The 23748-nt window shown below is 74.9% G+C and carries 19 protein-coding genes; 9 read left to right on the top strand and 10 right to left on the bottom strand.

Annotated elements, in window-relative coordinates; all coding sequences use genetic code 11:
- Window positions 1-6: 6 nt before the first annotated feature.
- Entirely contained in the window at window positions 7-660 is a 654-nt protein-coding gene (locus tag ACL02R_RS24695) for a class I SAM-dependent DNA methyltransferase (protein WP_412799169.1), read from the bottom strand.
- Window positions 661-782: 122 nt separating this feature from the next.
- Between ACL02R_RS24695 and ACL02R_RS24690 the strand changes: the two genes are divergently transcribed.
- Entirely contained in the window at window positions 783-2366 is a 1584-nt protein-coding gene (locus ACL02R_RS24690; RefSeq protein WP_412799168.1) for a family 10 glycosylhydrolase, read from the top strand.
- A 58-nt stretch (window positions 2367-2424) separates the two neighbouring features.
- Here the strand turns inward: ACL02R_RS24690 and ACL02R_RS24685 are convergent, their stop codons facing one another.
- Window positions 2425-3618: a hypothetical protein gene (locus tag ACL02R_RS24685; protein WP_412799167.1), complete on the bottom strand. Its 1194-nt coding sequence runs from the start codon at window positions 3616-3618 to the stop codon at window positions 2425-2427.
- Window positions 3600-4319: an ABC transporter ATP-binding protein gene (locus tag ACL02R_RS24680; protein WP_362965199.1), complete on the bottom strand. Its 720-nt coding sequence runs from the start codon at window positions 4317-4319 to the stop codon at window positions 3600-3602. Before ACL02R_RS24680 ends, ACL02R_RS24685 begins: the two co-directional genes overlap by 19 nt.
- A gap of 353 nt (window positions 4320-4672) precedes the next feature.
- On the opposite strand from ACL02R_RS24680, the gene ACL02R_RS24675 reads away from it, so the two are divergent.
- Window positions 4673-6106 (top strand): gamma-aminobutyraldehyde dehydrogenase, encoded by a 1434-nt coding sequence (locus ACL02R_RS24675; RefSeq protein WP_412799166.1) that lies wholly within the window; start codon window positions 4673-4675, stop codon window positions 6104-6106.
- Between the two features lie 189 nt (window positions 6107-6295).
- On the opposite strand, the gene ACL02R_RS24670 is transcribed toward ACL02R_RS24675, so the two are convergent.
- The 3 genes from ACL02R_RS24670 to ACL02R_RS24660 form a co-directional block, all read right to left on the bottom strand.
- Complete coding sequence (locus ACL02R_RS24670) at window positions 6296-7588, bottom strand: SWIM zinc finger family protein (protein WP_412799165.1); 1293 nt, start codon at window positions 7586-7588, stop codon at window positions 6296-6298.
- 334 nt (window positions 7589-7922) lie between these two features.
- Window positions 7923-8624: a glycerophosphodiester phosphodiesterase gene (locus ACL02R_RS24665; protein ID WP_412799190.1), complete on the bottom strand. Its 702-nt coding sequence runs from the start codon at window positions 8622-8624 to the stop codon at window positions 7923-7925.
- Entirely contained in the window at window positions 8621-9676 is a 1056-nt protein-coding gene (locus ACL02R_RS24660) for an adenosine deaminase (protein WP_412799164.1), read from the bottom strand. Before ACL02R_RS24660 ends, ACL02R_RS24665 begins: the two co-directional genes overlap by 4 nt.
- 68 nt (window positions 9677-9744) lie before the next feature.
- Between ACL02R_RS24660 and ACL02R_RS24655 the strand changes: the two genes are divergently transcribed.
- Window positions 9745-10764: a DUF4190 domain-containing protein gene (locus ACL02R_RS24655; protein ID WP_412799163.1), complete on the top strand. Its 1020-nt coding sequence runs from the start codon at window positions 9745-9747 to the stop codon at window positions 10762-10764.
- A gap of 110 nt (window positions 10765-10874) precedes the next feature.
- Window positions 10875-11408: a hypothetical protein gene (locus tag ACL02R_RS24650; RefSeq protein WP_412799162.1), complete on the top strand. Its 534-nt coding sequence runs from the start codon at window positions 10875-10877 to the stop codon at window positions 11406-11408.
- A gap of 191 nt (window positions 11409-11599) precedes the next feature.
- Here ACL02R_RS24650 and ACL02R_RS24645 read toward each other — a convergent pair whose 3' ends face one another.
- The 3 genes from ACL02R_RS24645 to gabT form a co-directional block, all read right to left on the bottom strand.
- Window positions 11600-12106: a hypothetical protein gene (locus tag ACL02R_RS24645; RefSeq protein ID WP_412799161.1), complete on the bottom strand. Its 507-nt coding sequence runs from the start codon at window positions 12104-12106 to the stop codon at window positions 11600-11602.
- 5 nt (window positions 12107-12111) lie between these two features.
- Window positions 12112-13437 (bottom strand): AAA family ATPase, encoded by a 1326-nt coding sequence (locus ACL02R_RS24640; protein WP_412799160.1) that lies wholly within the window; start codon window positions 13435-13437, stop codon window positions 12112-12114.
- Window positions 13438-13543: 106 nt separating this feature from the next.
- A complete protein-coding gene (gene gabT, locus ACL02R_RS24635) occupies window positions 13544-14911 on the bottom strand; it encodes a 4-aminobutyrate--2-oxoglutarate transaminase (RefSeq protein WP_412799159.1) in 1368 nt (455 codons plus the stop codon).
- A gap of 195 nt (window positions 14912-15106) precedes the next feature.
- Between gabT and ACL02R_RS24630 the strand changes: the two genes are divergently transcribed.
- From ACL02R_RS24630 to ACL02R_RS24615, 4 genes are all read left to right on the top strand, one after another.
- Window positions 15107-15424 (top strand): pyridoxine 5'-phosphate oxidase C-terminal domain-containing protein, encoded by a 318-nt coding sequence (locus tag ACL02R_RS24630; RefSeq protein ID WP_412799158.1) that lies wholly within the window; start codon window positions 15107-15109, stop codon window positions 15422-15424.
- Window positions 15421-16119: a maleylpyruvate isomerase family mycothiol-dependent enzyme gene (locus tag ACL02R_RS24625; RefSeq protein ID WP_412799157.1), complete on the top strand. Its 699-nt coding sequence runs from the start codon at window positions 15421-15423 to the stop codon at window positions 16117-16119. Before ACL02R_RS24630 ends, ACL02R_RS24625 begins: the two co-directional genes overlap by 4 nt.
- A 205-nt stretch (window positions 16120-16324) precedes the next feature.
- Window positions 16325-18661, top strand: coding sequence for an ATP-binding protein (locus ACL02R_RS24620; RefSeq protein WP_412799156.1), 2337 nt, complete (start codon window positions 16325-16327; stop codon window positions 18659-18661).
- 94 nt (window positions 18662-18755) lie between these two features.
- Window positions 18756-20300 (top strand): PucR family transcriptional regulator, encoded by a 1545-nt coding sequence (locus tag ACL02R_RS24615; RefSeq protein WP_412799155.1) that lies wholly within the window; start codon window positions 18756-18758, stop codon window positions 20298-20300.
- A 229-nt stretch (window positions 20301-20529) separates the two neighbouring features.
- On the opposite strand, the gene ACL02R_RS24610 is transcribed toward ACL02R_RS24615, so the two are convergent.
- Entirely contained in the window at window positions 20530-21852 is a 1323-nt protein-coding gene (locus tag ACL02R_RS24610; RefSeq protein WP_412799154.1) for a M14 family metallopeptidase, read from the bottom strand.
- Between the two features lie 265 nt (window positions 21853-22117).
- Between ACL02R_RS24610 and ACL02R_RS24605 the strand changes: the two genes are divergently transcribed.
- On the top strand, window positions 22118-23572 hold the full coding sequence (locus ACL02R_RS24605; RefSeq protein WP_412799153.1) for an aldehyde dehydrogenase family protein: 1455 nt from the start codon (window positions 22118-22120) through the stop codon (window positions 23570-23572).
- The last annotated feature ends 176 nt before the right edge of the window (window positions 23573-23748 follow it).

The following is a 23748-nucleotide window of genomic DNA, read 5'->3' as shown; positions in this document are numbered from 1 at the left end:
CCCGGCTCAGGCGTCCGCGCGGCGGCGCGCGGTCACGACGGCCTGCGGTGACCGTTCCACCGCGTCGGCCGCCCGCAGCAGCCGCGAGACGGGCGCGAGGCCCGCCGCCGCGAGCGTCTCCTCGACGTACTCCAGCGGCAGTCGCGGGTACGCGAGGTCCACGGCGTGCCCGAACACCTCGTCCAGGCGCACCGGCTCCGGCCGCACCTGGAACGCCAGCTGCACCAGCCCGCCCGGCGCCAGCACGCGGTGGAACTCGGCGAACGCCACCGGCAGCTCCCCCGGCGGCAGGTGGATCACCGAGTACCACGCCGTGATGCCCGCCAGGCCGCCGTCCGGCAGGTCGAGCGCCGTCATCGACCCCTCAGCGAACCGCAGCCCGGGGAACCACTCCCGCGCCACCGTCAGCATCCCCGGCGAGAGGTCCACCCCGGACACGTCCAGGCCAAGACCGTGCAGGTACGCCGTGATCCGCCCGAAGCCGCAGCCCACGTCGAGGACGGGCCCGCCGCCCTCCGCGGCGACCAGTTCCGCGAACGTGGCGAGCAGCGCGCGGTCGAACGGCTTGTGGTCCAGCTCGTCACGGAACCGGTCGGCGTACTCCGGCGCGATCGCGTCGTAGGCCGCCCGCGTCGCGCCCAGGTGGTCGGGTCGTGTCATGGCGCGGGACTCTAGCCCACGCGCCCCAACTGTCGCGCGCGAGACGGAAGTTTTCATCTGTACGCCCTTCCGGCGGCGACGTATGTTGTCGCGACGACGTCACCTTCCCCGAAGGGGTCCGTATGCGCCGCACCCTCCGTGTCCGCCCCGCCGCGTCCGCCCTCCTGGCCTGCCTCACCCTGCTGTTCGGCCTCCTCGCCTCCGCTCCCGCCACCGCCGCCCCCTCCGCCGACCGCCTCCCGGAACAGTGGCGCAGCTACTGGGTGGACGGCTTCAACGAAGGCATCTACACCCCGGCGCAGGTGGAGCGCCTGATCGACGACGCCCTGGCCGTCAACGCCAACGCGCTGATCGTGCAGACCGCCCGCCGCTACGACTGCTTCTGCAACAACGCGCTCTACCCCCGTACGGACGCTGCCATCGACCCCGCCCCCTACGACCCGCTGGCCGAGGTGATCGAACGTGCCCACGCCGCCGGTCTCCAGGTCCATGCCTGGGTGAACGTCAACACCCTCTGGAACAGCACCACCCCGCCGACCTCCCCCGACCACGCCTACAACCAGCACGGCCCCTCCGCGCAGGGCCGCGACCGCTGGCTGAACCGCAAGGCGGACGGTACCGAACGCGTCGGCGCCAACACGTACATCGATCCCGGCCACCCCGACGCCGCCGCCTACATCGTCGCCGCCGTGCAAAGCATCGCCCGCGCCTATGACGTGGACGGCATCAACCTGGACTACGTGCGCTACCCCGACGGCAGTGCGCAGACCACCCACAGCGACTGGGGCTACAACCCCGTCTCCGTCGCCCGTTTCCAGCAGGCCACCGGCCGCACCGACATCCCCGCACCCGCCGACCAGCAGTGGAGCGACTGGCGCCGCGACCAGGTCACCAGCCTCGTCCGCCACATCTACCTCGGCCTGTGGGAGGTGGACCCCCGCGTGCGGCTGTCCATGGACGCCATCACCTACGGCCACGGACCCCAGGCCGTCGGCGGCTGGGAGAACACCCGCACCTACGCCGAGGTGCTCCAGGACTGGGCGGGCTGGCTGGACGAGGGGATCATGGACACGGTCGTGACCATGAACTACAAGCGCGAGTGGGACCCCGACCAGGCCGCGATGTTCGCCGAGTGGTCCGCGTTCCTGGCCGACGCGCAGGGCGGCCGGCAGGCGGTCAACGGGCCCGCGCTGTACCTCAACGGCGTGGACGACAGCGTCGCCCAGGTCCGCCGCGCCCTCGCCCCCACCCCGGCGGGCAACACCGCCGCCGGATGGAGCGGCTACTCGTACGCGACCCCCAGCATGGACAGCGCGGCGAACGGCGCGGCGGCCGAGCGCGCCCGCCTCGCCGAGGCGCTGACCACGGGCCCCGGCGCCCCGTTCGCCGAGCCTGCCGCCGTCCCGGGGATGCGGTGGAAGACCGCGCCGCGCGACGGCCACGTCACCGGCACCCTGGCCCTGCGCGGCGGGACGCCCCTCGACCAGGCCAGGCTGACGCTCACCCCGCTCGCCGCACCCGGCGCGTACGAGAGCGAGACCCGGACCGACGGCACCGGCTGGTTCGGCTTCGCGCACGTCGCGCCGGGCCTGTACCTCGTACGGGCCGACCTGCCGCGCGGTGTGACGGGCGCGCCGGTCACCGTCGTGCACGTGCGGCGCGGCGGTATCGCCGAGGCGCGGCTGCCGGGGCTGACCGCCCGCTGACACCGGACACACCCGCGGGCCCTCACCCGGAAGTGGGGCCCGCGGGGGGAGGCGCCGTTCAGCGCCCGGTGGGCAGGGTGATCAGCTGCACGGCCAGCCACGTCAGCGGCACGAAGACGGCGATCAGCGTCCCGATCCGTACGGCCGCCGCGCCGCGCAGCAGCCCGCGCGCCGCGCCGAGACGCAGCAGCAGCGCCGTGGCAGGACGACGCGCGGAGCGCGCCTGGTCGGCGGCGGTGGCGAACGTACCCAGTGCGCAGAGCAGTACGACGGCGGTGCCCAGCGCGCCCAGGGGGCCGAAGTCGCCCAGGCCGTCCAGTTCCATGGCGGCCAGCACCACCGCGCAGGCGGCGGAGAGCGCGCCCATGGGACGGCCGACGCGCGTCGCCTCCTCCAGCAGCCCGCGTCCGGCGAGCAGCCGCAGCACGCCGGGCCTGCCGGTGGTCAGCAGCAGGCCGCAGATGTGGATCAGTCCCGGCGCGGCCAGCACGACGCCGGCGACGATCAGCAGCCAGCCGCCCACCATGCCCGAACTGACGCCGCCCAGCGCGCCGTCGAGCGGCAGCCAGCCGTCCGGGGGGACGGCCAGCGGCTTGTCACCGGCGAAGGCGGAGACGGCGATGCCCGTGCCCATGAGCGTCGTGCCCCACGGGAATCCGGTGGGGAGCGGCGGCGGGGGTTCGGCGCGGGTGATCTCGGTCAGGTCCGTGACGACGACGGGTGTCGGCGCTGGGCGGCGCGCGGGGCGGGCGCGCATCGCCAGCGCGCTGGCCGCGGCGGCCGCCGCGGGCGCGACCGCCAGCAGCGTGACCGTGGCGCCGAGCGGCAGCGGGCCGCCGTCCGGCAGCGTCCCGGCCGCCGCGCCGTGGAACGGCAGGCCGGTCAGGTCGCCGCGCAGCAGCAGGAAGAGGCCGAGCGCCCCGGCGCTGCCCAGCCCCCCGGCCGCCGCCGCCGACACGGCCGCGAGCGCGGGCACCCGCGCCGGTCCGAGACCGACCATGTCCAGACCGGAACGCGGCCTCCCCGCCGGTTCCGCGCGTGCCACGGCGACCGCCAGCTGGACGGTCGCCGCCAGCGGCACGGCGCACCACGCCAGGCGCAGCACGGCGGACCGCCCGCCGTCCGGGTGCGCGGCGGCGTAGGCGAGCGCGCTCAGCAGCAGGAATCCCACGCCGCCCGCCGCGCAGGCCAGCAGCAGCCGGCGCAGCAGCACGGCCGGGTGGGAGCCCCGGGCTAGACGGTAAGCGAGCATGCTTCGGCCACCGCGCCCGAGGCGCGGCCGTCGAGGAGGGTCACGGTGCGGTCGGCGAGGGTGGCCACCTCGGCGTCGTGCGTGGCCAGCACCACCGTGATGCCGTGCGAGCGGCCCGCCGTGGTCAGCGTCCGCAGGACCTGCGCGCGGTCGGCGCGGTGCAGCGGGGCGGTGGGCTCGTCGGCGAACAGCACGTCGGGCTTGTGCACCAGGGCGCGTGCCAGGGCGATGCGCTGGCGCTGCGACTGCACCATGGCGTACGGGCGTTTGTGCGCGCAGTCCGCGACGTCCAGGCGCTCCAGCCAGTCGAGCGCCGCGCGCCGGGCCGCGCGGTGGCCGGTGCCCGTCAGCAGCAGGGGCAGCGCCGCGTTCTCCCAGGCGGTCAGCTCGTCCACGAGCTGCGGGGTGTCGCCGACCCAGCCGAAGCGGTCGCGGCGCAGCCGTTCCCGTGAGGCCGCGTCCAGGGTGTGGATCGGCATGCTGTTGAACCAGACTTCGCCCTCGTCGGCCACGAGCTGTCCTGACAGGCAGCCGAGGAGGGTGGTCTTGCCGCAGCCGCGCGGGCCGGTGACGGCGAGGATCTCGCCCTGCCGGACGCTCACCGAGACCCCCAGCAGCGCGGGGGAGCCGTGGTGCGCGTGCCGCAGGCCGCGCCCCCAGAGCACGTCGTTGTCGGGTGGGGCCGTTTCTGGTGGGGCCATGGTCGGCGGCACCTCCGCTCGTCTCGCCGTGGTTCGCCCTGGTCCCCCGACCGGGTGAACGAGAACGGCGCGGGAGACCGTCGAAGGCATCCCCAGCACGCTGGCACAGGCGGACGGGGGTGCGGCGGGCGACTCGGCGGGCGGTCCTAAGAATCCTCCGGACGGTGTACGGCGGATCGGGCTGCCGGGAAGATCTGTGCTCCAGGGCGGCGAACAGTGCTGTTTATCCGGTGTGCTGTCTTGTGTAGCGCTGGATCTCTTGTCGTGTGTGCTGTTCGCCGGGGCGGTGCCGGGCATAGTGTGGGGGCGCAGCAGGGTAAGAACGCAGGACGCCGGGAGACCAGGAGGGTTCCGTGACCAGCGAGCCGCGTCGGGTGCGCAACTACATCAGCGGGGAGTACCGGGACGCCGACGACGGGCGGACCACGGACATCTTCGATCCGGCCACGGGCGAGGTGTACGCGACGGCGCCGCTGTCGGGCGCGGCCGACGTGGACGCCGCGATGGCGGCCGCCGCCGCCGCGTTCCCCGCGTGGCGCGACGCGACGCCCGCGACGCGGCAGCTCGCGCTGCTGCGGATCGCCGACGCGTTCGAGAAGCACGCGGACGAGCTGCTGGAGATCGAGTGCCGCGACACGGGCAAGCCCCTGGAGCTGACGCGGCAGGAGGAACTGCCCGCGATGCTGGAGCAGATCCGCTTCTTCGCGGGCGCGGCACGCATGCTGGAGGGCAAGGCGGCCGGCGAGTACATGGCCGGGCTGACCTCGTTCGTCCGGCGCGAGCCGGTGGGCGTGTGCGCGCAGGTCGCGCCGTGGAACTACCCCGTGATGATGGCGGTGTGGAAGTTCGCCCCGGCGCTGGCGGCGGGCAACACGGTGGTGCTCAAGCCGTCCGACACCACGCCCGCCTCCGCGTCGTTCGTCGCCGGGCTGATCGGGGAGATCGTGCCCTCGGGCGTGTTCAACGTGCTGTGCGGCGACCGCGACACGGGCCGCCTGATGGTCGCGCACCCGACGCCCGCCATGGTGTCCGTCACCGGCTCCGTCAGGGCCGGGACCGAGGTGGCGACCAGCGCGGCCAAGGACGTCAAGCGCGTCCACCTGGAGCTGGGCGGCAAGGCGCCGTGCGTCGTCTTCGAGGACGCGGACATCGCGGCGGCCGTCGAGGGCATCCGCGACGCGGGCTTCTTCAACGCGGGCCAGGACTGCACGGCGGCGGCGCGTGTGCTCGTGCACGAGTCGGTGCACGACGAGTTCGTCGCCGCGCTCACCAAGGCCACCGCCGACGTCCGCACCGGCGACCCCGCCGACCCCGACTGCTTCTACGGGCCGCTCAACAGCGCCGGACACCTGGAGAAGGTCGCCGGGTACGTCGACCGCCTGCCCGCGCACGCCACCGTCGTCACCGGCGGGCGGCGCGTGGGGGAGCGCGGCTGGTTCTACGCGCCGACGATCGTCACCGGCGTCCGGCAGGACGACGAGATCGTCCAGCAGGAGGTCTTCGGCCCGGTGATCACCGTCCAGTCCTTCATGGACGAGCCGCAGGCGGTCGAGTGGGCGAACGACGTGGAGTACGGGCTCGCCTCGTCCGTCTGGACGCGGGACCACGCGCGGGCCATGCGGCTGTCGAAGGCGCTGGAGTTCGGCTGCGTGTGGATCAACACGCACATCCCGCTGGTCGGGGAGATGCCGCACGGCGGGTTCAAGAAGTCGGGCTACGGCAAGGACCTGTCGGCCTACGGCCTGGAGGACTACACGCGGGTCAAGCACGTCATGACCGCGCTGTGAGGGCTGTGCTGTGAGGGCTGTGAGCGCCGTGAGGCCGTGAGCCTGTGAGGCGGTGAGGTCCCGCCAGGGCCGTGCCCGGGACGACGGGCGGCGCGTGTGGGCCGCCGCGGTCTCCCGGGCGCGGTACGGCGCGTGCTGCCGGGGGGTGCCCGGTGCGGCGCGCGGTGCCCCTCGTGGAGGGGGCGGGTGTCAGTGGGCGGCGGCCCTGCGGGCCAGTTCGGCGGCCAGCGCATGGCGGCACTTGCCCCGGCTGACGTGGTACTCGGCCCACCAGTGGCAGGTGCAGCCCTCGGCGATGCCGTCGTCGGCGAACGTCACCCGGTGGGTGCGGTCCGGGCCGGCGACCGTGGCCGTGCGCGCGCGGGGGTCGAGGCGCACCTGCCCCTCGGCGAGCAGCGCGCGGGCCGCGTCGAGCCGGGGGATGAGCCGCTGGGAGCTGACCGCGTCGTAGGGCAGGTCGCGGTGGTAGAACGCGGCGTCCGCCACGTCGTAGCCCAGCCGTCCCGCCGCGCCGAGCAGGCCGAGGGCGGCGCGGACGCGGGCGATGCCGAGGCCGGTGTTCCCGGCGAGCGCGCCCAGGTCGAGGCCGCCCCTGTGGTCGAGGAGCGGCTCGACCAGCCCGGCGTCCTCGGCGACCCGTTCGGCCGCCAGGGTGCCGACGGCCGGTGTGGTCGCGGCGAAACCGGTGCGGGCGTCGCCCGAGAGGGTCAGCGTCAGGCGCATGCCCGGCATGACCAGCTCCCAGGCGGAGGCCGCGGGTTCGCCGTCCGCCGTGACCGGCGGCCCGTACGCGCGCAGGGACTCCGCGAAGCGCAGCAGCGGGCGCAGCGCGGCCAGCCGCGGGGCACCCACGAGGTGGACGGCGCCCGCCACCGGGTGCAGCGAGGTGCGCAGCCGGCCGTCGAAGGGGAGGGCCCACAGGGAGCGCGCCGTGCCGGTGCCGCTCGGCAGCGTGGCCAGGAACTGGGCGGCCTCCGCCGGGCCGAGTGCGGCCCGCAGGTCGAGGCGCGCGGAGACGGCGTGGAGTCCGGCGAAGGCGCGCAGCCACCGCTCGGGCAGTGGGACGCGGCGCTTGGGCGCGGGCTCGGCGGATGTGCCGGGCGCCTCCTGGCCGACGGTCAGCCGGAGCGGCTCGGGGCCCCTGACCCGGCCGAGCGCCTCCCGCAGGGGCGCGCCGAGGTCGACGCTCGTGCTGCCGCGCAGCGGGGTGCCCTCCGCGAGGGCGTCGGGCAGGACGTCGAGCCGCGCGGCGATGCCGCCGCAGACGGACAGCGACTCGAAGCGGAGCCGGGTGCCGTCCGAGCTGGCGACCGGGTCGCGCGGGGCGGCGGGGCGCCGCCGGTCGTAGCCCGCCTGGGCCACGTTCATGACGGCGAGCAAGGCCCGTGCGAATTGCTCCGGGTGCCGTATCCGGCCGTCGAACAGCCGGGGTGCCTCCTGCGGGCCCTCGGGTGTCGAACCACCGTAAGTCGCCAGTCTCATAAGGCCGTTGGGAACATCAAGTGCGGACGGCCGAAGGTATCGGTATGCGTGCCACCGTGTTGCCACCATGCTGGAACGTTAGCGCGTGCAACGGCTTGGTGGGCGTCTGCGGGACGTCAAAACCGTATCTCTGAGCGAAAATTGAGGGTGCTGAGCCGGCTGACGGCGTGTGCTCACCGGGTGAACTCCTGGGGCGGGGGGCTGACAGGGCGTTCGCTCACCGCCACTCCACGCAGTCGTCGCCGGTGGTGGCACCACCGGCGCCCACCCGGACGGCCGTGCGGGGAAGTATGGCACCGCGAGGGCCGGGCCGTCGCCCCCGCGGCCCGCCCGTTCACCCGGGATTCACGCCCCGGTCCCGCCGCGCCAGCACGGCGCGCAGCGCGCCGATCCGGTTGGTCGTCACGGAGTCCGCGCCCAGCGCGACCAGCCGCCGCATGACGCGCGGGCTGTCCACCGTCCACGCCGCCACCAGCAGGCCGCGCCCGTGGTCCTCGGCGACGGTGCGCGCCGTGACCAGGCCGAAGGGGTAGTTCAGCCAGCGCGGGCGCAGTTCGTCCAGCAGGGTGCCGCGCGGCCGCGCGGTGCGGTGCCACGTCAGGGAGATCTCGGCGTCCGGGTCGGCCGTGCGCACCGCGCGCAGCGCCACCGGGTCGCCGCTGTAGTAGACGCGCCCGGCGGCGCCCGCCCGGCGCACGGCGGCCAGCGCCGCCAGCGCCGTGCCGGCCGACCGCTCCGGCAGGTCGATCAGCGTCCGCACGGACGAGGTGACGGCCAGCGCGTCGTCCAGGACCGGCACGCCGCCGCCGGTCAGCTCGCGGATCTCCGCCGCCGTCAGCTCCGCCACCGCCCGCCGGTGGCCCCACAGCCGCTCCAGCGTCGCGTCGTGCACGACCACCGGCACGCCGTCCGCGCTGCGGCGCACGTCCAGCTCGACCGCGTCGGCCCCGGCCGCGACGGCGGAGCGGAAGGAGGCCAGGGTGTTCTCCCGCGCGTGGTACGGATCGCCCCGGTGGGCGACGGCCTGCACGCTCACCCGGGCCACGCCGCGAGGCACGCGTCGATCTCGCCGGTCAGCCGCGCCTTGCCCGCCGGGTCGAGGAACGACGCGCGCACGCCCTCACGCGCCAGCTCCGCGACCCCGGCGGCGTCGAGGCCGAGCAGCCGGGCGGCGATGGCGTACTCGTTGTTCAGGTCGGTCGAGAACATCGGCGGGTCGTCCGAGTTGACCGTCACGCGCACCCCCGCGTCCACCAGGGCGCGCAGCGGGTGCTCCTCCAGCGACGGGACGGCGCGCGTCGCCACGTTGGACGTCGGGCAGACCTCCAGCGGGATGCCGCGCTCGGCGAGGTGCGCGAGCAGCGCCGGGTCCTGCGCGGCGCTGGTCCCGTGCCCGATGCGCTCGGCGCGCAGCTCGGTCAGCGCGTCCCAGACGGTCCCGGGACCGGTCGTCTCGCCCGCGTGCGGCACGCTGTGCAGGCCCGCCGCGATAGCACGGTCGAAGTACGGCTTGAACTGCGGGCGCGGCCAGCCGATCTCGGGCCCGCCGAGACCGAACGCCACCAGCCCGTCGGGCCCCAGCTCGCAGGCCAGGCGCGCCGTCTCCTCGGCGGCGGGCAGCCCCAGCTCGCCCGGGATGTCGAAGCACCAGCGCAGCACCACGCCGAAGTCGCGCTCGGCGGACCGGCGGGCGTCCTCCATGGCCTCCATGAACGCCACGTCCGGGATGCCGCGCTTCACCGACGAGTAGGGCGTCACCGTCAGCTCCGCGTACCTGATCCGCTGCCGCGCCATGTCACGCGCGACCTCGTACGTGAGCAGCCGGATGTCCTCCGCGTCCTTGATCAGCTCGACCACCGAGATGTACACCTCGATGAAGTGCGCGAAGTCCCGGAACGTGAAGTACTGTTCGAGCGCCGTCGGGTCCTTGGGCACCGGCGAGTCGGGGTGCCGCGCGGCCAGCTCGGCGACGATGCGCGGCGAGGCGGAGCCCACGTGGTGCACATGCAGCTCGGCCTTGGGCAGCCCGGCGATGAAAGCGGTCAGATCGGACAACGGGCCCTCCCTGGATGGACGATGCCCGCTCATCGTAGGCGGCGGCCGACCGGCCGCCGCGGGTCGGCCGTAGGGTGTGGCCGGACATCAGAGGAGGTCGTGTGACCGCGGAGCACCCCAACCCGTTCCGGACACCGGAGCCGGTGCCGCCCCCGGCCCCCGCCGGGCCCTACGCGCCGCCCGCCGGGCCCCGCCCGTACGCCCCGCCGCCGCCCCCCGGCGGCACCGCGGGCCACGGCATCCCGCCGCAGCAGCCCGCGCCGTACCCGCCGCCCTACGCCCCCCCGCCCCCGCCCCCGCAGCCCGCGCCCTTCCCACCCTCGCCCTACGACCCCGCCGCCTACGCGGCGCAGGGGTACGGGACGCCGGGCGGCACGCCGCTGTGGCCCGCGCCGCCGGGCAACGGGCCGGCCACGGCGGCGATGGTCTCCGGCATCGTCTCCGCGTCGCTGTGCTGGACGTTCTTCCTCAGCCCGGCGACGCTCGCCGCAGGGATCACCGCGCTGGTCCTGGCGCGCATAGCCTTCCTGCGCATACGGCGCGGCGCCGCGACCGGCCGCCCCAAGGCGCTCGCCGGGCTGTGGACGGGCCTGGGCGGCACGGTCGTGTCGGCCGTGCTGACCGTCCTGCTGGTCGTCTGGGCCGGCGCGTCCACGCCCGTCGACTCGGACGCGGGCTCGGAATGGCTCGCCGGGCCGAGCGAGCAGGTGACCTGGGACGACGGGCTGAGCGTCACGTTCGACCGGCCGCGCGCGCAGGAGGGCGGCGCGGAGGACCAAGGCGTCGTCGTCCTGGTCGCCAATGTGATGAACGACGGCGACGGCACCGTGGACGTCTCGGCCGGCGACTTCCGCGCCCTCGCCGACGACGCGCGGGTGGCGCGCGGCGACGTCCTGCGCAGCGCGCCGCGCGACACCGTACGCCCGGGGCAGACGCTGCGCGTCAGGTTCGAGGTGACCGTCCCGGCGGACACCGGGGTCGTCGGCGTGGACTACGCGCCGGGCGGCGACCATGACACCGGCTACTGGGAGTTCGACGTCGAGACCGGCGCGGCCGAGGACGGCGCGGGGAGCGACGGCGGGCTCAGCGGCAACCCGGGTGGCGACAGCCTCGACGTGTGACGCGCGCCACGCCGCCCGCCGCGCCGAGTCGCGTAACGATCCGCCCGCCGCGGCCTCCCCCTCCCCGAGACCCGTGACACGGGCGTCATGGCGTGAAGGGGAGGGCCGGTATGAGGACCGGGGACGGCACGAACAGGACCGCGGTGGACTGGCTGGCGTCGGCGGCGCCGGAACCGGCGGCCTGCCGCTGGGAGTGGGAGCGGCACCCGCTCGGCGTGGCGCTGCTGCCCGCCGGCCGGCTGTGGGACGTGCTGGTGGTGCCGGAGCCGCTGGCCCGGCCGACGCTCGACGTGCTGACGGTCCTCCTGGACCGGCCTGGGCCCGTCCTGGCCGACCGGGGCGACCGGCGGATCGGGTTCTTCGTCCCGGCGGGCACGGCGGGCCGCTGGCTCGGGACGGGCGTGCGCGCGGCGGGGAACGGGAGCTGGATCGTCGTGCCGCACCCGGGGCGTCCCGCCGCCGGGGTGCGCTGGCTGGTGCCGCCCGACGGGTCCGGCGTCCTCACCGATCCGGGGCTGCTGGAGCTGGCGATGCACGAGGCGGCGGCCGTCGTGGGCCCCGTCTCCCGCGCGCCGCGCGCGGCGGCGGTGAACGGACGGGCCGCCCGCCCCGGGGGGTGTGGGGCGGGCGGGTCCGTTCCGTAAGGAGAAGGAGAGTGCGGGAGTCTGGCCGCTCTCGCCACAGCCGACCGTACGGCAGCGCCCCGGCCGATGGGCCGGGTGCCGCCGGACGCACATCACATCCGCGCACCTTCTTCAAGGTTGGGGCTCGGCCTCCGACATCGACGGGATTGCCGGGCACCCCGCGGTCGCCCGTCACGTCGGCCCGGCTGTCGTCAGGACAGGCGGGCCCACGTGTCCATGACCGCCTCCAGTGTCCAGATGCGCACATCGGCCCGGACCCGCGAGGCATACAGGTCGCGTTCCGCGACGATGCTCAGGTCCCCGGTGCCGAGCTGCTGCCGGGCGGCGTGTTCGACCAGGTCGATGGACGTGCTGGCGCCCTCGCAGAGCGACGTGAGGAAACCGCTGTCCCAGGTCCGCTCGTGCAGGACCCAGGGGGCCTCTCCCCGCGCTGTCTTGACCAGCATGTTCATGAAGCTTCTGGCGCAGGTCCGCCGGGTCGCCCCGTCTTTGACCTGGAAGACATGGTTGCCCGTCTCGATCACCGTCGCCGTGGGGAGAACGAAACGGGTCCTGGCCTCCAGCCGCTTGTCCATCTCGGACAGCACTCCGGCCCTGTGGGCGTTCCTGTGCGGAATGTCGAGAATCTCGACCAGTACCGATGTGTCGAGAAAATCGACGACCGGCAGTTCAAGGCCCGGCCTGCGCTGTCCGCTCACGGGTCTCACAGGCTCCTCAGGAAGTCCTCGACACTCATCGTCCCCGTCTCCCGGGGGTGCAGCGCGTCCGGGAGACGGTTCTTGCTGACCGCGTCTCCGAGGTCACCCGCGGCCAGAAGATCGACGTAGCCCGGCAGATCCGTCAACCGGGCCAGGACGCTTTCTCCCGTTCTAGGATCCCTGCTGCATACGACGACGCCGGTGTGGTCCTGTGCTGTGAGGGAGTTGAGCAGCGCGGGACTGTGTGTGGTGAACAGGACATCGATCCTGCGCCGCTTCGACTCCTCCTTCATCAGGTGCAGCACTCGTGCGGCCTGTGTGGGGTAGAGGCCGTTCTCCACCTCCTCGATCACCAGATGCCGGCGGGTCACGGCCGGATCGTCTCCGCTGCCGGAAACGGGGGCGCTGAGCAGGGCGGTCCCGAAGGCCAGGAAGCGGAGCATGCCATCGCTGAGCAGCCGTGCCGGAAGCACGTGGTCCTTTCCCCCGTAGCCCGACTCCTGGAGCGTCAGCTGGACGTCGCCCAGTTTCGTGCCGACGGTGCTGATCGCCCGTACGGGGTACTCCGGCATTCCGGCGATGAGTTCCGTCAGCCTCCGAAACGCCTCGGGATCGCTCTCCTGGAGGTGGGCGGCCGCCGCGCTCAGGTTGTCGGCGCTGCGTCTGAGATCGGTGTCACGAGCGTTGACGTACTGCCGCATGAGGTGGGGGACGGGGTCGAGCAGGAAGACGTCGCGCAGAGCCGCGAGGACCATCTGGGAGGTCCGGTGCACCAGCCTGGCCGCCTCGGTGGAGAGGGGCAGCCGTACCGGTACCTGGCTCGTCAGGAGGCGGTCGGCGGCGAAGGGGACGCCCGGGTCCACCCCCCGCAGGCCGTTGAACCAGCGCACGGTGAGATCGCTGCGGCGCGGGTCGGCGTGGTCGCTCGCCAGCAGTGACCGGCCGGGTGCCAGCCTGCGACCGCCGTAGGACACCCCCTCCACAGCAGTCAGTTCCTCGTGCACGATGCGCACTTCGGGACGGACCGCAACTTCCACGTCGAGTTGGAGGACCGCCGGGCCGGACCGCACACGGCAGCCGAGCCGGAAGCCGTCCTCGTCAAGGGGGGCGCACCCTTCGGCCCCGCCCCGGATCGGTTCCTCGCCGCCACTCCTCGGGCCGTCCAAGGCGTCCCGCACCGGTTCTCCCAGGGCGAGCCGGGACAGGACCATCAGCCCGTCCAGGGCGTTGGACTTCCCGCTGCCGTTGCGGCCGATCACCACCGTCAGGTCGTGAAGTGGCAGACACTGGCCGGTGAAGCTCTTGAAGGAGGTCAGGCGTACTTCCTCCAAACGGGGAGTCTCCACCGGCCACCTCGTCTGTCGTCGCTGCGCGGAACGGTCGTTTCCTCAGCTAACCAGCAGTTCTCCTCACTCGTCCAACGGGCCGGGATCGCGGTCAGAGCGTGGCGAAGGCGTTCTCCAGGATGTCCAGGCCCTCGGTGAGGAGGTCCTCGCCGATCACCAGCGGGGGCAGGAAGCGGACGACGTTGCCGTACGTGCCGGTGGTGAGGACGAGCAGGCCCTCGGCGTGGCAGGCGGCGGCGACCTTCGCGGTGGCGGCGGCGTCGGGCTCCTTGGTGCCCGGCTTCACCAGTTCGACGGCGACCATCGCGCCGCGCCCGCGCACGTCGCCGATCGCCGGGTACTTGCCGGCCAGCTCCGCCAGCCGGGGCAGCATGATGTCGCCGATGCGGCGCGCGCGGGCCGGGAGGTCCTGCTCGCGCATCGTCTCGATCGCGCCGAGCGCGGCGGCGCAGGCGACCGGGTTGCCGCCGTACGTGCCGCCGAGGCCGCCGGAGTGCGCCGCGTCCATGATCTCGGCGCGGCCGGTGACCGCCGCGAGCGGCAGGCCGCCCGCGATGCCCTTGGCGGTGGTGATCAGGTCGGGCACCAGGCCCTCGTCCTCGGACGCGAACCACTGGCCGGTCCGGCAGAAGCCGGACTGGATCTCGTCGGCGACGAACACGATGCCGTGCTCCCGCGCGAACTCCGCGATCCGGGGCAGGAAGCCGCGCGCGGGCACGATGAAGCCGCCCTCGCCGAGGATCGGCTCCACGACGACCGCCGCCGTGTTCTCGGCGCCGATCTGCTTGGTGATCTGCTCGATCACCTGGGCCGCCGCCTCCTCGGCGCAGTTCTCCGCGCCGCTCAGCCAGCGGTACGGGTAGGCCATCGGGACGCGGTAGACCTCGGGCGCGAACGGGCCGAAGCCGTGCTTGTACGGCATGTTCTTCGCCGTCAGGGCCATCGTCAGGTTGGTGCGGCCGTGGTAGCCGTGGTCGAAGACGACGACCGCCTGGCGCTTGGTGTGGTAGCGGGCGATCTTCACGGCGTTCTCGACGGCCTCGGCGCCCGAGTTGACCAGGATCGACTTCTTGGCGTGGTCGCCGGGCGTGAGGCGCGCCAGTTCCTCGCAGACTTCGACGTACCCCTCGTACGGCGTGACCATCGCGCAGGTGTGGGTGAACTGCTCCAGCTGGGCGGTGGCGCGGCGGACGACGGCCTCGGCGCTGTTGCCGACCGAGGTGACGGCGATGCCGGAGCCGAAGTCGATGAAGCTGTTGCCGTCCACGTCCTCCAGGACGCCGCCGCCCGCGCGGCGGGCGAACACCGGCAGCACCGAGCCCACCCCCGCCGCGACGGCGGCGCTCTTGCGGGCCATCAGCTCCCGGGAGCGCGGCCCCGGGATCTCGGTGACGAGGCGGCGCCGCTGGGGGAGGGAGGGGCCGCCGGTCGTCTCGGTCGTGTCGCTCGTGGCGCTCATGAGGACTCCTCGTCGCGAAGGGGCGTGTGTCGGGTTCGTCCCTCGCAGGCTAGGGCCGCGCGGCGGCCGGGGGCACGCGCCGTGGCGGAGTGGTCGGCGCGGCTTCTTGGCCAATCCGTCAGGAGGTGGCCGGAGCCGGGCGCGCGGAGTGCCTAATGGTAATGTCGCGTACAACCATTAGAACGAGGGGAAGAGGTGACCACGTTGCCTGTGCCGCCCGCACTGTCCGAGCCGCCCGGGGAGGCACCCGGTTTCGCCACGGAGGCGGCGCCCGCCGGGCCCGTCGAACTGTTCGCCGGCTGGCTGCGCGAGGCCGTCGAGGCAGGCGAGCCGGAGCCGCACGCCATGACGCTCGCCACCGTGGACGCCGACGGCCACCCGTCGGCGCACGTGCTGCGGGCCGAACCCGTCGAGTTCTGGCAGGGCAGGCGCGACCGCGACCGCGACCACGAACGGCTGGCGTACGACCGCGACGGCGCGGCGGGCTGGAAGCGGGGACGACTGTGGCCGTGACTCCCGACCCGGCCGCCGTCCGGGACCACGTACTGGCGGCCCACCGCCGCCTCCGTGCCCTGCTGCCGCGCCTCACCGACGGCGACGAGCGCGCCCCGAGCGCCCTGCCCGGCTGGTCGAGGGCGCACCTGCTGTCGCACATCGAGGGTGTGGGCCGGGCCCTCGCGCGCCAGGCGCGGTACGCCGTGCGCGGCGAGCGCGTCGCCGTGTACGACGGCGGCCGTCCCGAGCGCGACGCGGGCATCGAGGCGGGCTCCGTGCGGGACGCGGGGCAGCTGCGCCGCGCCGTCGCCGCCGCGCTGGACGAGGCGGACGCCGCCTGGTCGGCGGTCGGCCCGGACGACTGGCGGCGGCCGGTGGGCTACCGCGACAGTGTGCTGACGGACGCGCTGCTGGCGTGGTGGCGCGAGGTGGAGGTCCACACGGCGGACGCCCTGCTCGGGTACACGCCGGGGGAGTGGCCCCGCCCGTTCTGCGCGCACGCCCTGGACTTCCTGTCGGCGCGGGTGCCGGAGGGCGTACGGCTGCGGCTGGCGGCCTCGGACGGGCCGGAACGCGCGGAGTACGGCGCCGGGCGCGAGGTGGCCGTGGAGGGGCGGCTCGCCGACCTGACGGCCTGGCTCGCGGGCCGGACACCGGACGGCGCCCTGACGCCGCCGGTGGCGCGGCTGCCCGCTCTCGACCCCTGGCCGTGACGCGCGCCCGCGCGGCGGCGCCCCACGGCGCCGCCGCGTCGGGCAGATGTCCCAGGCGAACGGGTATGCGGCGGTCCCCCGTTGGGCAATCTCACCGGGCATCTCCCTACGGCTTCCCGGTCCCACGGGGTCTGCGCCGCGGGGGCACTAGATTGAGGGACGACGCACTGTCACCCGATCGCCTGCTCAGGGGGCTTGGCAGCGAATGACCACGAACGGCGCGCCTGACGCGCACAGCGCACGCGAGGACGCACCGCCCGTCCCCCGCCCGCCCGGCACACCGCCGGTGCCCCGGCAGGCACCCGACGCAGACGCGCCCCCCCTGGTCCGCTGGCTGCGCGCCCCACGCCCGCCCGCCGTACCCGGCGTCTGGCGCACGGGACACGTCCCCAAGCCCCCCGAGGACCCGGACCGCCTCGGTGACCGCGAGCTGCACGGCGGCGCCGCCCTCGCGGCGATCACCGGCTGGGTCGTGTGGTCGCTGTACGCGAACGGCTACCTGCCGTTCGTCACCTGGCCGCTCGACTGGCTGGGCGCGGACTCCTGGGGCACGTCGGCTGCCGGTCCGACGCTGTTGTGGCTGTACGAGCTGCTGTTCGCGTACCTCCTCGTCTACGCCTTCGCGCGCGTCGGGAACGGGCCCGCGCTGTGGCGGCGCTGGCGGCCGTCGCTGCTGCGCAGGGTGTGCGGCCGGTCCGACATCCCGCCGCTGCCGCCGCGCGCCACCGCCCGCGCGCTGGCGGCGCTGGCCGCGCTGTGGGCCGCCTGGCGGCTCAGCTTCCTCGGCATCTGGACGTTCTGGCTGGAGCCGCTGTACGCCGTCGTCCCCGACTCCTGGTGGCGCGACGGCGACACCACCGCGTACACCCTCGCGTACAACGCCCACTACCTCCTGTGGACCGCCCTCCTCGTCGCCCTCGCCGCCGCCGCGGGCGGCTGGCGGCACGTCCTGCGGCACTTCCCGCGCGGCGCCGCCGGGGGCACGACCGCCGCCGACCGCGCGCGCCTCGCCGACTTCGCCGAGCTGCGCGCCGCGGGCGCGCCCGCCGCCGCCGACCGGCTCGCCCGCGAGATCAAGGACGGCACGATGAGCGACCTCGACTACGCGCGCATCGAGCACGCCTGGCGCGCCGTCCGCAGCCGCCCCACCGCGCTGCCCGCCTTCGCCGGGGCCGCCGAGACCGAGGGCGCCGCCGCGTTCGTCCACCCCTCGGGCGACCGCGACCTGCCCGCCAGGACCGCCCGCCACGACCTCCTCACCGGCCAGGTCCGCATCGGCACCGCCCTGGACGAGGACCGCAACGCCTACGCCTACCGGGGCGAGGAGGTCGCCCTCGACCCGGCCGTCCTGGGCACATCGCTGCTCGCCGTCGGCCCGCCCGGCTCAGGCAAGACCGGCCGCGTCATACGCCCGGTCACCGAGGCCCTGTGCCTGCGCGCCCTCACCGGACAGGCCGCCGTGGTGGCCGTCGGCACGGCGCGCAGCGCGCTGGGGCCCGACGCCTCGTTCGACATCATCGTGCGCGTCGGCGACCCGGCGAGCACCCACCACCTCGACCCCTACGGCGGCGCCGCCGACAACGACGAGGCCGCCGCGCTGCTCGCCGAAGCCCTGGTCGGCGGCACCCGCGTGGACCCCGCCGAGGCCGCCGCCGTCCTCGTCCAGCTGATCGCGCCCTACCACGCGGCGTACGCGCGGCTGCCCGGCGTCCCCGAGCTGCGCGCCATGCTCGACGGCGCCCCCGCCCTCCTCGCGACCCTCCGCGACGACCTCGCCCACGCGGGCGCCACCCACCAGCAGCGCGAACTCGACGCACGCGCCCGCCAGGCCCAGCGCCCCGACGACCTCGGCCCCCAGCTCGCCGACCGGCTGGCCGTGCTGGACCGCGCGGGCTTCTCCCTCGGCGCGCGCCCGTTCTCGCTGAGCGCCCTCGTGCACCCCGTGCGCGTACGCGTCGATCTCCCGGGCGGCGGGCACGCCGAGGCGGGCCGCATCATCACGCGCCTGCTGCTCGCCCAGTTCACCACCGCCGCGACCACCCGGGCGGACCGGACCCTCTTCGCCTGCCTCGTGCTGGACGACGCGACCGCCGCCGTCACGCCCGGCACCGTACGCGGCCTCACCCAGCTGCGGCCCAACAACGCCGGTGCCGTCATCGCCCTGCGCACCCTGGACGACGTGCCGTCCGCGCTGCGCACCGGGCTGCTGGGCGCGGTCGGCTGCCGGATGGCGTTCTCCGGGCTGACCACCTGGGACGCAGAGCACTTCGCGCGCGCCTGGGGCACCGCGTGGACCGAGGACCAGGAGACGACGCGCACGCCCGACCGCGCGGGCGGCGTGCTACGGCGTACGGTCCGCGGCGTGCGCAAGCTGTTCACCGGCCGCGACACCACCACCGAGTCGGTCACCGTGCGGCGGGTCGAACGCGAGCGCTGGTCCGCGTCCGAGCTGGCCCACCGCGTGCCGCCCCGGCACGCGGTGGTGTCGATGACAACCGTCGGCGGCGAGCCGAGCCCCCCCGTCCTCGTACGGCTCGGCTGAGCCCCCGTGACCTGGGCGCACCGCGCGCCCGCCGCCCCCTATGGCGATCGATGTACCGTGATGGCACGTGTTGTCCCGGCCCCCGAGGTGACCCATGCAGCCCACGCTCGCCTCCCTGGCCCAGCACACCGGGCTCAAGCTCGCCGTGCTCTCCGGGGAGGGCAGGCTGGAGACGCCCGTGCGATGGGCGCACGCCAGCGAACTCGCCGACCCCGTCCCCTGGCTCGACGGCGGCGAGCTGCTCCTGACCACGGGCCTGAAGCTCGCCGTGGACGACGCCGACGCGATGCGGGAGTACGTGACGCGGCTGGCGGGCGCCGGGGTCGTCGGCCTCGGCTTCGGGGTCGGCGTCAACCACCCCGAGGTGCCGCCCGCGCTGCTCGACGCCGCACGAGCGGTCGGCCTGCCGCTGCTCGAAGTACCGCGTCCCACACCGTTCATCGCGATCGGCAAGGCCGTGTCCGCCGCCATCGCCGCCGAGCAGTACCGCACGGTCTCGGCCGGATTCGCCGCCCAGCGCGAGCTGACCAGGGCGGCCCTCTCGGACGGCGGGCAGCAGGCGCTGCTCGACCGGCTCGCCGTCCAGCTCGGCGGCTGGTGCGCCCTGTACGACCTGGCGGGGCGCGTCACCGGCGCCGCGCCCGCCTGGGCCGGGCGCCGCGCCGCCGCGCTGGCCGACGACGTCAGGGCCCTCGGGGAACGCCAGGCCCCGGCCAGCGCGGTCTGCGCCGGCGCCCCCGACGACGACCGCGTGGAGCTCCAGTCGATCGGCGCGGGCCGCACGCCCCGGGCCGTCCTCGCCATCGGCACCGGCGCGCCCCCCGGCACGGCGGAGCGGTACGCGGTGCAGTCCGCCGTCGCCGTGCTGACGCTGCTCACCGAGCGCTCCCGCGCGTACCAGGAGGCGGAGGGGCGGCTCGGCGGCGCGGTGCTGCGGATGCTGCTCAGCGGCGAGGCGGACCACGCCCGCGCGGTGGCGGGCCAGCTGTACGGCGGGCTGTTCGACGCGCCGCTGCGGGTCCTCGTCGCCGAGGTGCCCGGCACCGGCGAGGAACGCGACGCGCTCGGCCGCGCCGTCGTGACCGCCGCCGCCCGCGCTGGCGAGCCAGTGCTGGCGGCGGCCGTCGGCGACGGTCTGGTGTGGCTGCTGCCCGACGGTGGCGCCACCGCCGCGGCCTGCGGCGAGTACGCCGCCGCGGGGGAGCCGCCCGCCGGGCTCGTCATGGGCCTGTCGGCGCCGGCGGGTCCGGCCGCCGTGGACTCCGCCTACCGGCAGGCGCGTGAGGCGCTGGTGGTGGCCAGGCGGCGCGGCCGCGTCCTCGTGGAGCACACCGACGTGGCGGCCGGGTCGATCCTGCCGCTGCTGGCGGACGACGCGGTGCGCGCGTTCGCGGACGGCATGCTGGGCGCCCTGCGCCGCCACGACGAGCGGGGGAGGGGCGATCTGGTGGCGTCCCTGCGCGCCTGGCTGGCGCGGCACGGGCAGTGGGACGCCGCGGCCGCCGACCTGGGCGTGCACCGGCACACGCTGCGGTACCGCATGCGCAGGGTCGAGGAGATCCTGGACCGCTCGCTGGACGACCCGGACGTCCGGATGGAGCTGTGGCTGGCCCTGAAGGCGACCGCGCCGGGGACCTGAGGCCGTGCCGCCCGCCCGTGTGCTGACGGGGACAGCCGGACGGGGGCCGGGCGTGTGGCCGGGGTGGTCCCCGCGCGTGGTCCCTGTCCGTTCTCGACGGGCGGGCTGTGTTCTGCCGAGTGCACCGCGCGGCGGGCTGTCGCGGCGGGGTTTTCCGGGGGCAGTGGGTGGCCTGGACGGACGCCGCCCCGTTCCCCCCGGGGAACCGGTGGGGAACGGGGCGGCGGTGTCAGCAGTACGTGTTCTGCCGGCCCGTGATGCGGTATACGCAGTCGGCGTACTCCAGCAGCAGGAGCACCGCCGCGTCGTTGCGCGCCGTCTCGCGCGCGATGACGCTGCCCGGCGGGTAGAAGCCGCCGCCGCCGGCGCTGCGCGGGTACATCTCGAAGGTGTACGAGAAGATCCCCTGGTTCGCCCACAGCCAGTCGTTGATGGACCCGTCCGTGATGTACAGGTCGCTGGACTGCTGCGGCGTGTAGCCGTTGGTCCCCGCCATCTGCCGGCCGAGCGCCTCGAAGGCCGCCGCGTCGTCCGCCGTCAGGCCGGGGCCGGTGCGGTTGTACGTGTAGCCGTAGGGCCACAGCACCAGCTCGCCGTACGTGTGGAAGTCGATGTGCGCGGTGATCTGCTGCTGCCCGCCGATGACCCGGCCGCGCACGAAGTCGGCGACGACGCGCGTCTCGGTGGCCGACTCGGCGGACGGGCCCCGGTACGTCTCCGAGCCGGCCGAGCCGGACGAACCGCCACAGCAGCCCCAGCGGTACGCCCAGTTACGGTTCAGGTCGGTGCCGACGGAGGAGCTGCCCGGGGTGGGCTGCCGGTTCTTGCGCCAGCTGCGGAACGAGCCGGACTCCTGGTCGTACACCTTCCCGTCCGGGTTGACGGACGGGATGAGCCACACCTCGCGGGTGTTCAGCAGCTCGGTGATGCGGGCGTTGGTGCCGTAGCCGGAGGTCAGCACGCTGAGAGTGCGCAGCGCCATCTCGACGGTCAGGTGCTCGCGGGCGTGCTGGTTGTGGGTGAAGAGGACCTCGGGCTCGTTCTCGTCCGTGGCGGCGTTGTCGCTGATCTTCACGGCGATGATGTCGCGGCCCTGGTAGGAGCGGCCGATGACCCGGGTCGTGACCAGGCTCGGGTGGGCGGCCCTGACGGCGTTGATCTCCGCGACGGCGGCGGCGTACGTGTGGTAGTCGGAGGGGGCGTGGGGCCGGATGTCGGTGGCGGCGGTGCCGGGCAGGGCGCTCAGTTCGTACCCGAGCGCGCGCAGGCGCCGTACGTCGGCCGCGCTCGCCGTGATGACGACGGAGTCCGCGCGTACCTCGTCGATGGCCGTGCCGGTCCGGGAGAGCGCGGTGCGCTCGGCCGCGGTGCTCAGCCCCGCGACCTCCCACTGCTGGACGGTGGCGGCGCCCGCGGCGGGGGACGGGGACACGGAGGAGGCGGTGGCCTGCGTGCCGAGACCGGCGGCGAGGGCCAGCGCCACGAGGGCGGCTGCTGCGGTGCGCGCACGGCGCGCCGGTGTGCTGGGTCTGGTGCGGCGGAACGGTCGCAAGGCTTCTCCCTGGGGTGTCCGATGCGCCGGTGGGCGCCCCTCGTGGGGCGCCCCGCTGTGGTGCGCCAGGCTCGCGCAGAGCCATGCTCCGGCTCGTGACATGCTCCGGTCAATAGCGCCTCTCCGTGCCGCCCCGTGCCGCCTCCCTGCCGAAGTGGCGCACCACCGCACCCCACCGCGCCACGCCGGACAAGAAGCCGCGGGCGTACCAGCGCCTACGGTGGGAACCGAGGACAGCAGACACCACCGGAAGGCGGGCTCCGCGATGACGACGACCACTTCTCCGCAGCCGTTCTGGCTCGCCGGGCGGCAGGCGACCGGCGAGGACACCCTGGCGGTCACCTCACCCTGGGACGGCAGGACCGTGGGCACGGTGAGCGTCCCCACGGCGGCGCAGACCGAGGAGGCGGTGGCCGCCGCCGCGTCCGCCGCCGCCGAGTTCGCCGCCACCCCCGCGTACGTACGGGCCGCCGCGCTCGACCGCGTGGGCGCGCTGCTGGCCGCGCGCGCCGAGGAGATCGCGCAGCTCATCAGCGCGGAGAACGGCAAGCCCGTCAAGTGGGCGCGGATCGAGGTCGCCCGCTGCCAGTCCGTCTTCCGCTGGGCCGCCGACGAGGCGCGCCGCTTCAACGGCGGCACCGCCCAGCGCCTGGACGCCGACGCGGGCGGCGCCGGGCGGCTCGCGCTGACGCGGCGCGTCCCGTACGGCCCGGTGCTCGGCATCGCGCCGTTCAACTTCCCGCTCAACCTGAGCGCGCACAAGGTCGCCCCCGCGCTCGCCGCCGGCGCCCCGATCATCCTGAAGCCCGCCCCCGCCACCCCGCTCTCCGCGCTGCTGCTGGGCGAACTGCTCGCCGAGACCGAGCTGCCCGCCGGCGCCTGGAGCGTCCTGCCGGTGCCGAACGACGCGATGCCGGCCCTCGTGCAGGACGAGCGGCTGCCCGTCATCTCGTTCACCGGCTCCGTGCCCGTCGGCTGGTCGATCCGCGACTCCGTGCCGCGCAAGCGCGTCACGCTCGAACTCGGCGGCAACGGCGCGGCCGTCGTCCTCGCCGACTACGCCTCGGACGCCGACCTCGACTGGGCGGCCTCGCGCATCGCGACGTTCTCGAACTACCAGGGCGGCCAGTCCTGCATCTCGGTGCAGCGCGTGATCGCCGACACCGCCGTCTACGACCGCCTCGTCCCGCGCATCGTCGCGGCCGTCGAGGCGCTCGTCACCGGGGACCCCGCCGACGACGCCACCGACGTCGGCCCGCAGATCAGCGAGGAGGCCGCCCGGCGCATCGAGGGCTGGGTGAACGAGGCCGCCGACGCGGGCGCCAAGGTCCTCACCGGCGGCACCCGGCAGGGCGCCTCCGTCGCGCCGACCGTGCTGGAGGACGTCCCGGCCGACTCCAAGGTGGCGCGCGAGGAGATCTTCGGGCCCGTGCTGCTGGTGACCCGCGCGGACGGCGAGGAGGCGGCGTTCGCGGCGGCCAACGACTCGGAGTTCGGGCTCCAGGCGGGCGTGTTCACACACGACCTCCAGGCGGCGTTCCGCGCGCACCGGGCCCTGGAGGTCGGCGGCGTGGTGATCGGCGACGTGCCCTCGTACCGCGCCGACCAGATGCCGTACGGCGGGGTGAAGGCGTCGGGCGTCGGGCGCGAGGGTGTGCGGTTCGCGATGGAGGACTACACGTACGAGCGCGTCATGGTGCTCACCGGCCTCCAGCTCTGAGGCCGCTGTGACGTCCCGGGGGCGGCCGTGACAGCGCCCCCGGGACGCCGGTCAGCGGGCCAGGCCCAGCCTGTACCAGCCGGACTCCTTGAGGTTGCCGACCGAGTTGATCAGCCGGTTGAGCGTGTTGCGGGCCTCCTCGGCACCCGAGCCGAACTGCGACGCGGCCTCGCCGC

It is taken from the genome of Streptomyces sp. MS19 (assembly GCF_047200595.1).
Taxonomy (GTDB): domain Bacteria; phylum Actinomycetota; class Actinomycetes; order Streptomycetales; family Streptomycetaceae; genus Streptomyces.
The sequence above is the reverse complement of the archived record's forward strand: the minus strand, read 5'-3'. Positions and strand labels throughout refer to the sequence as shown.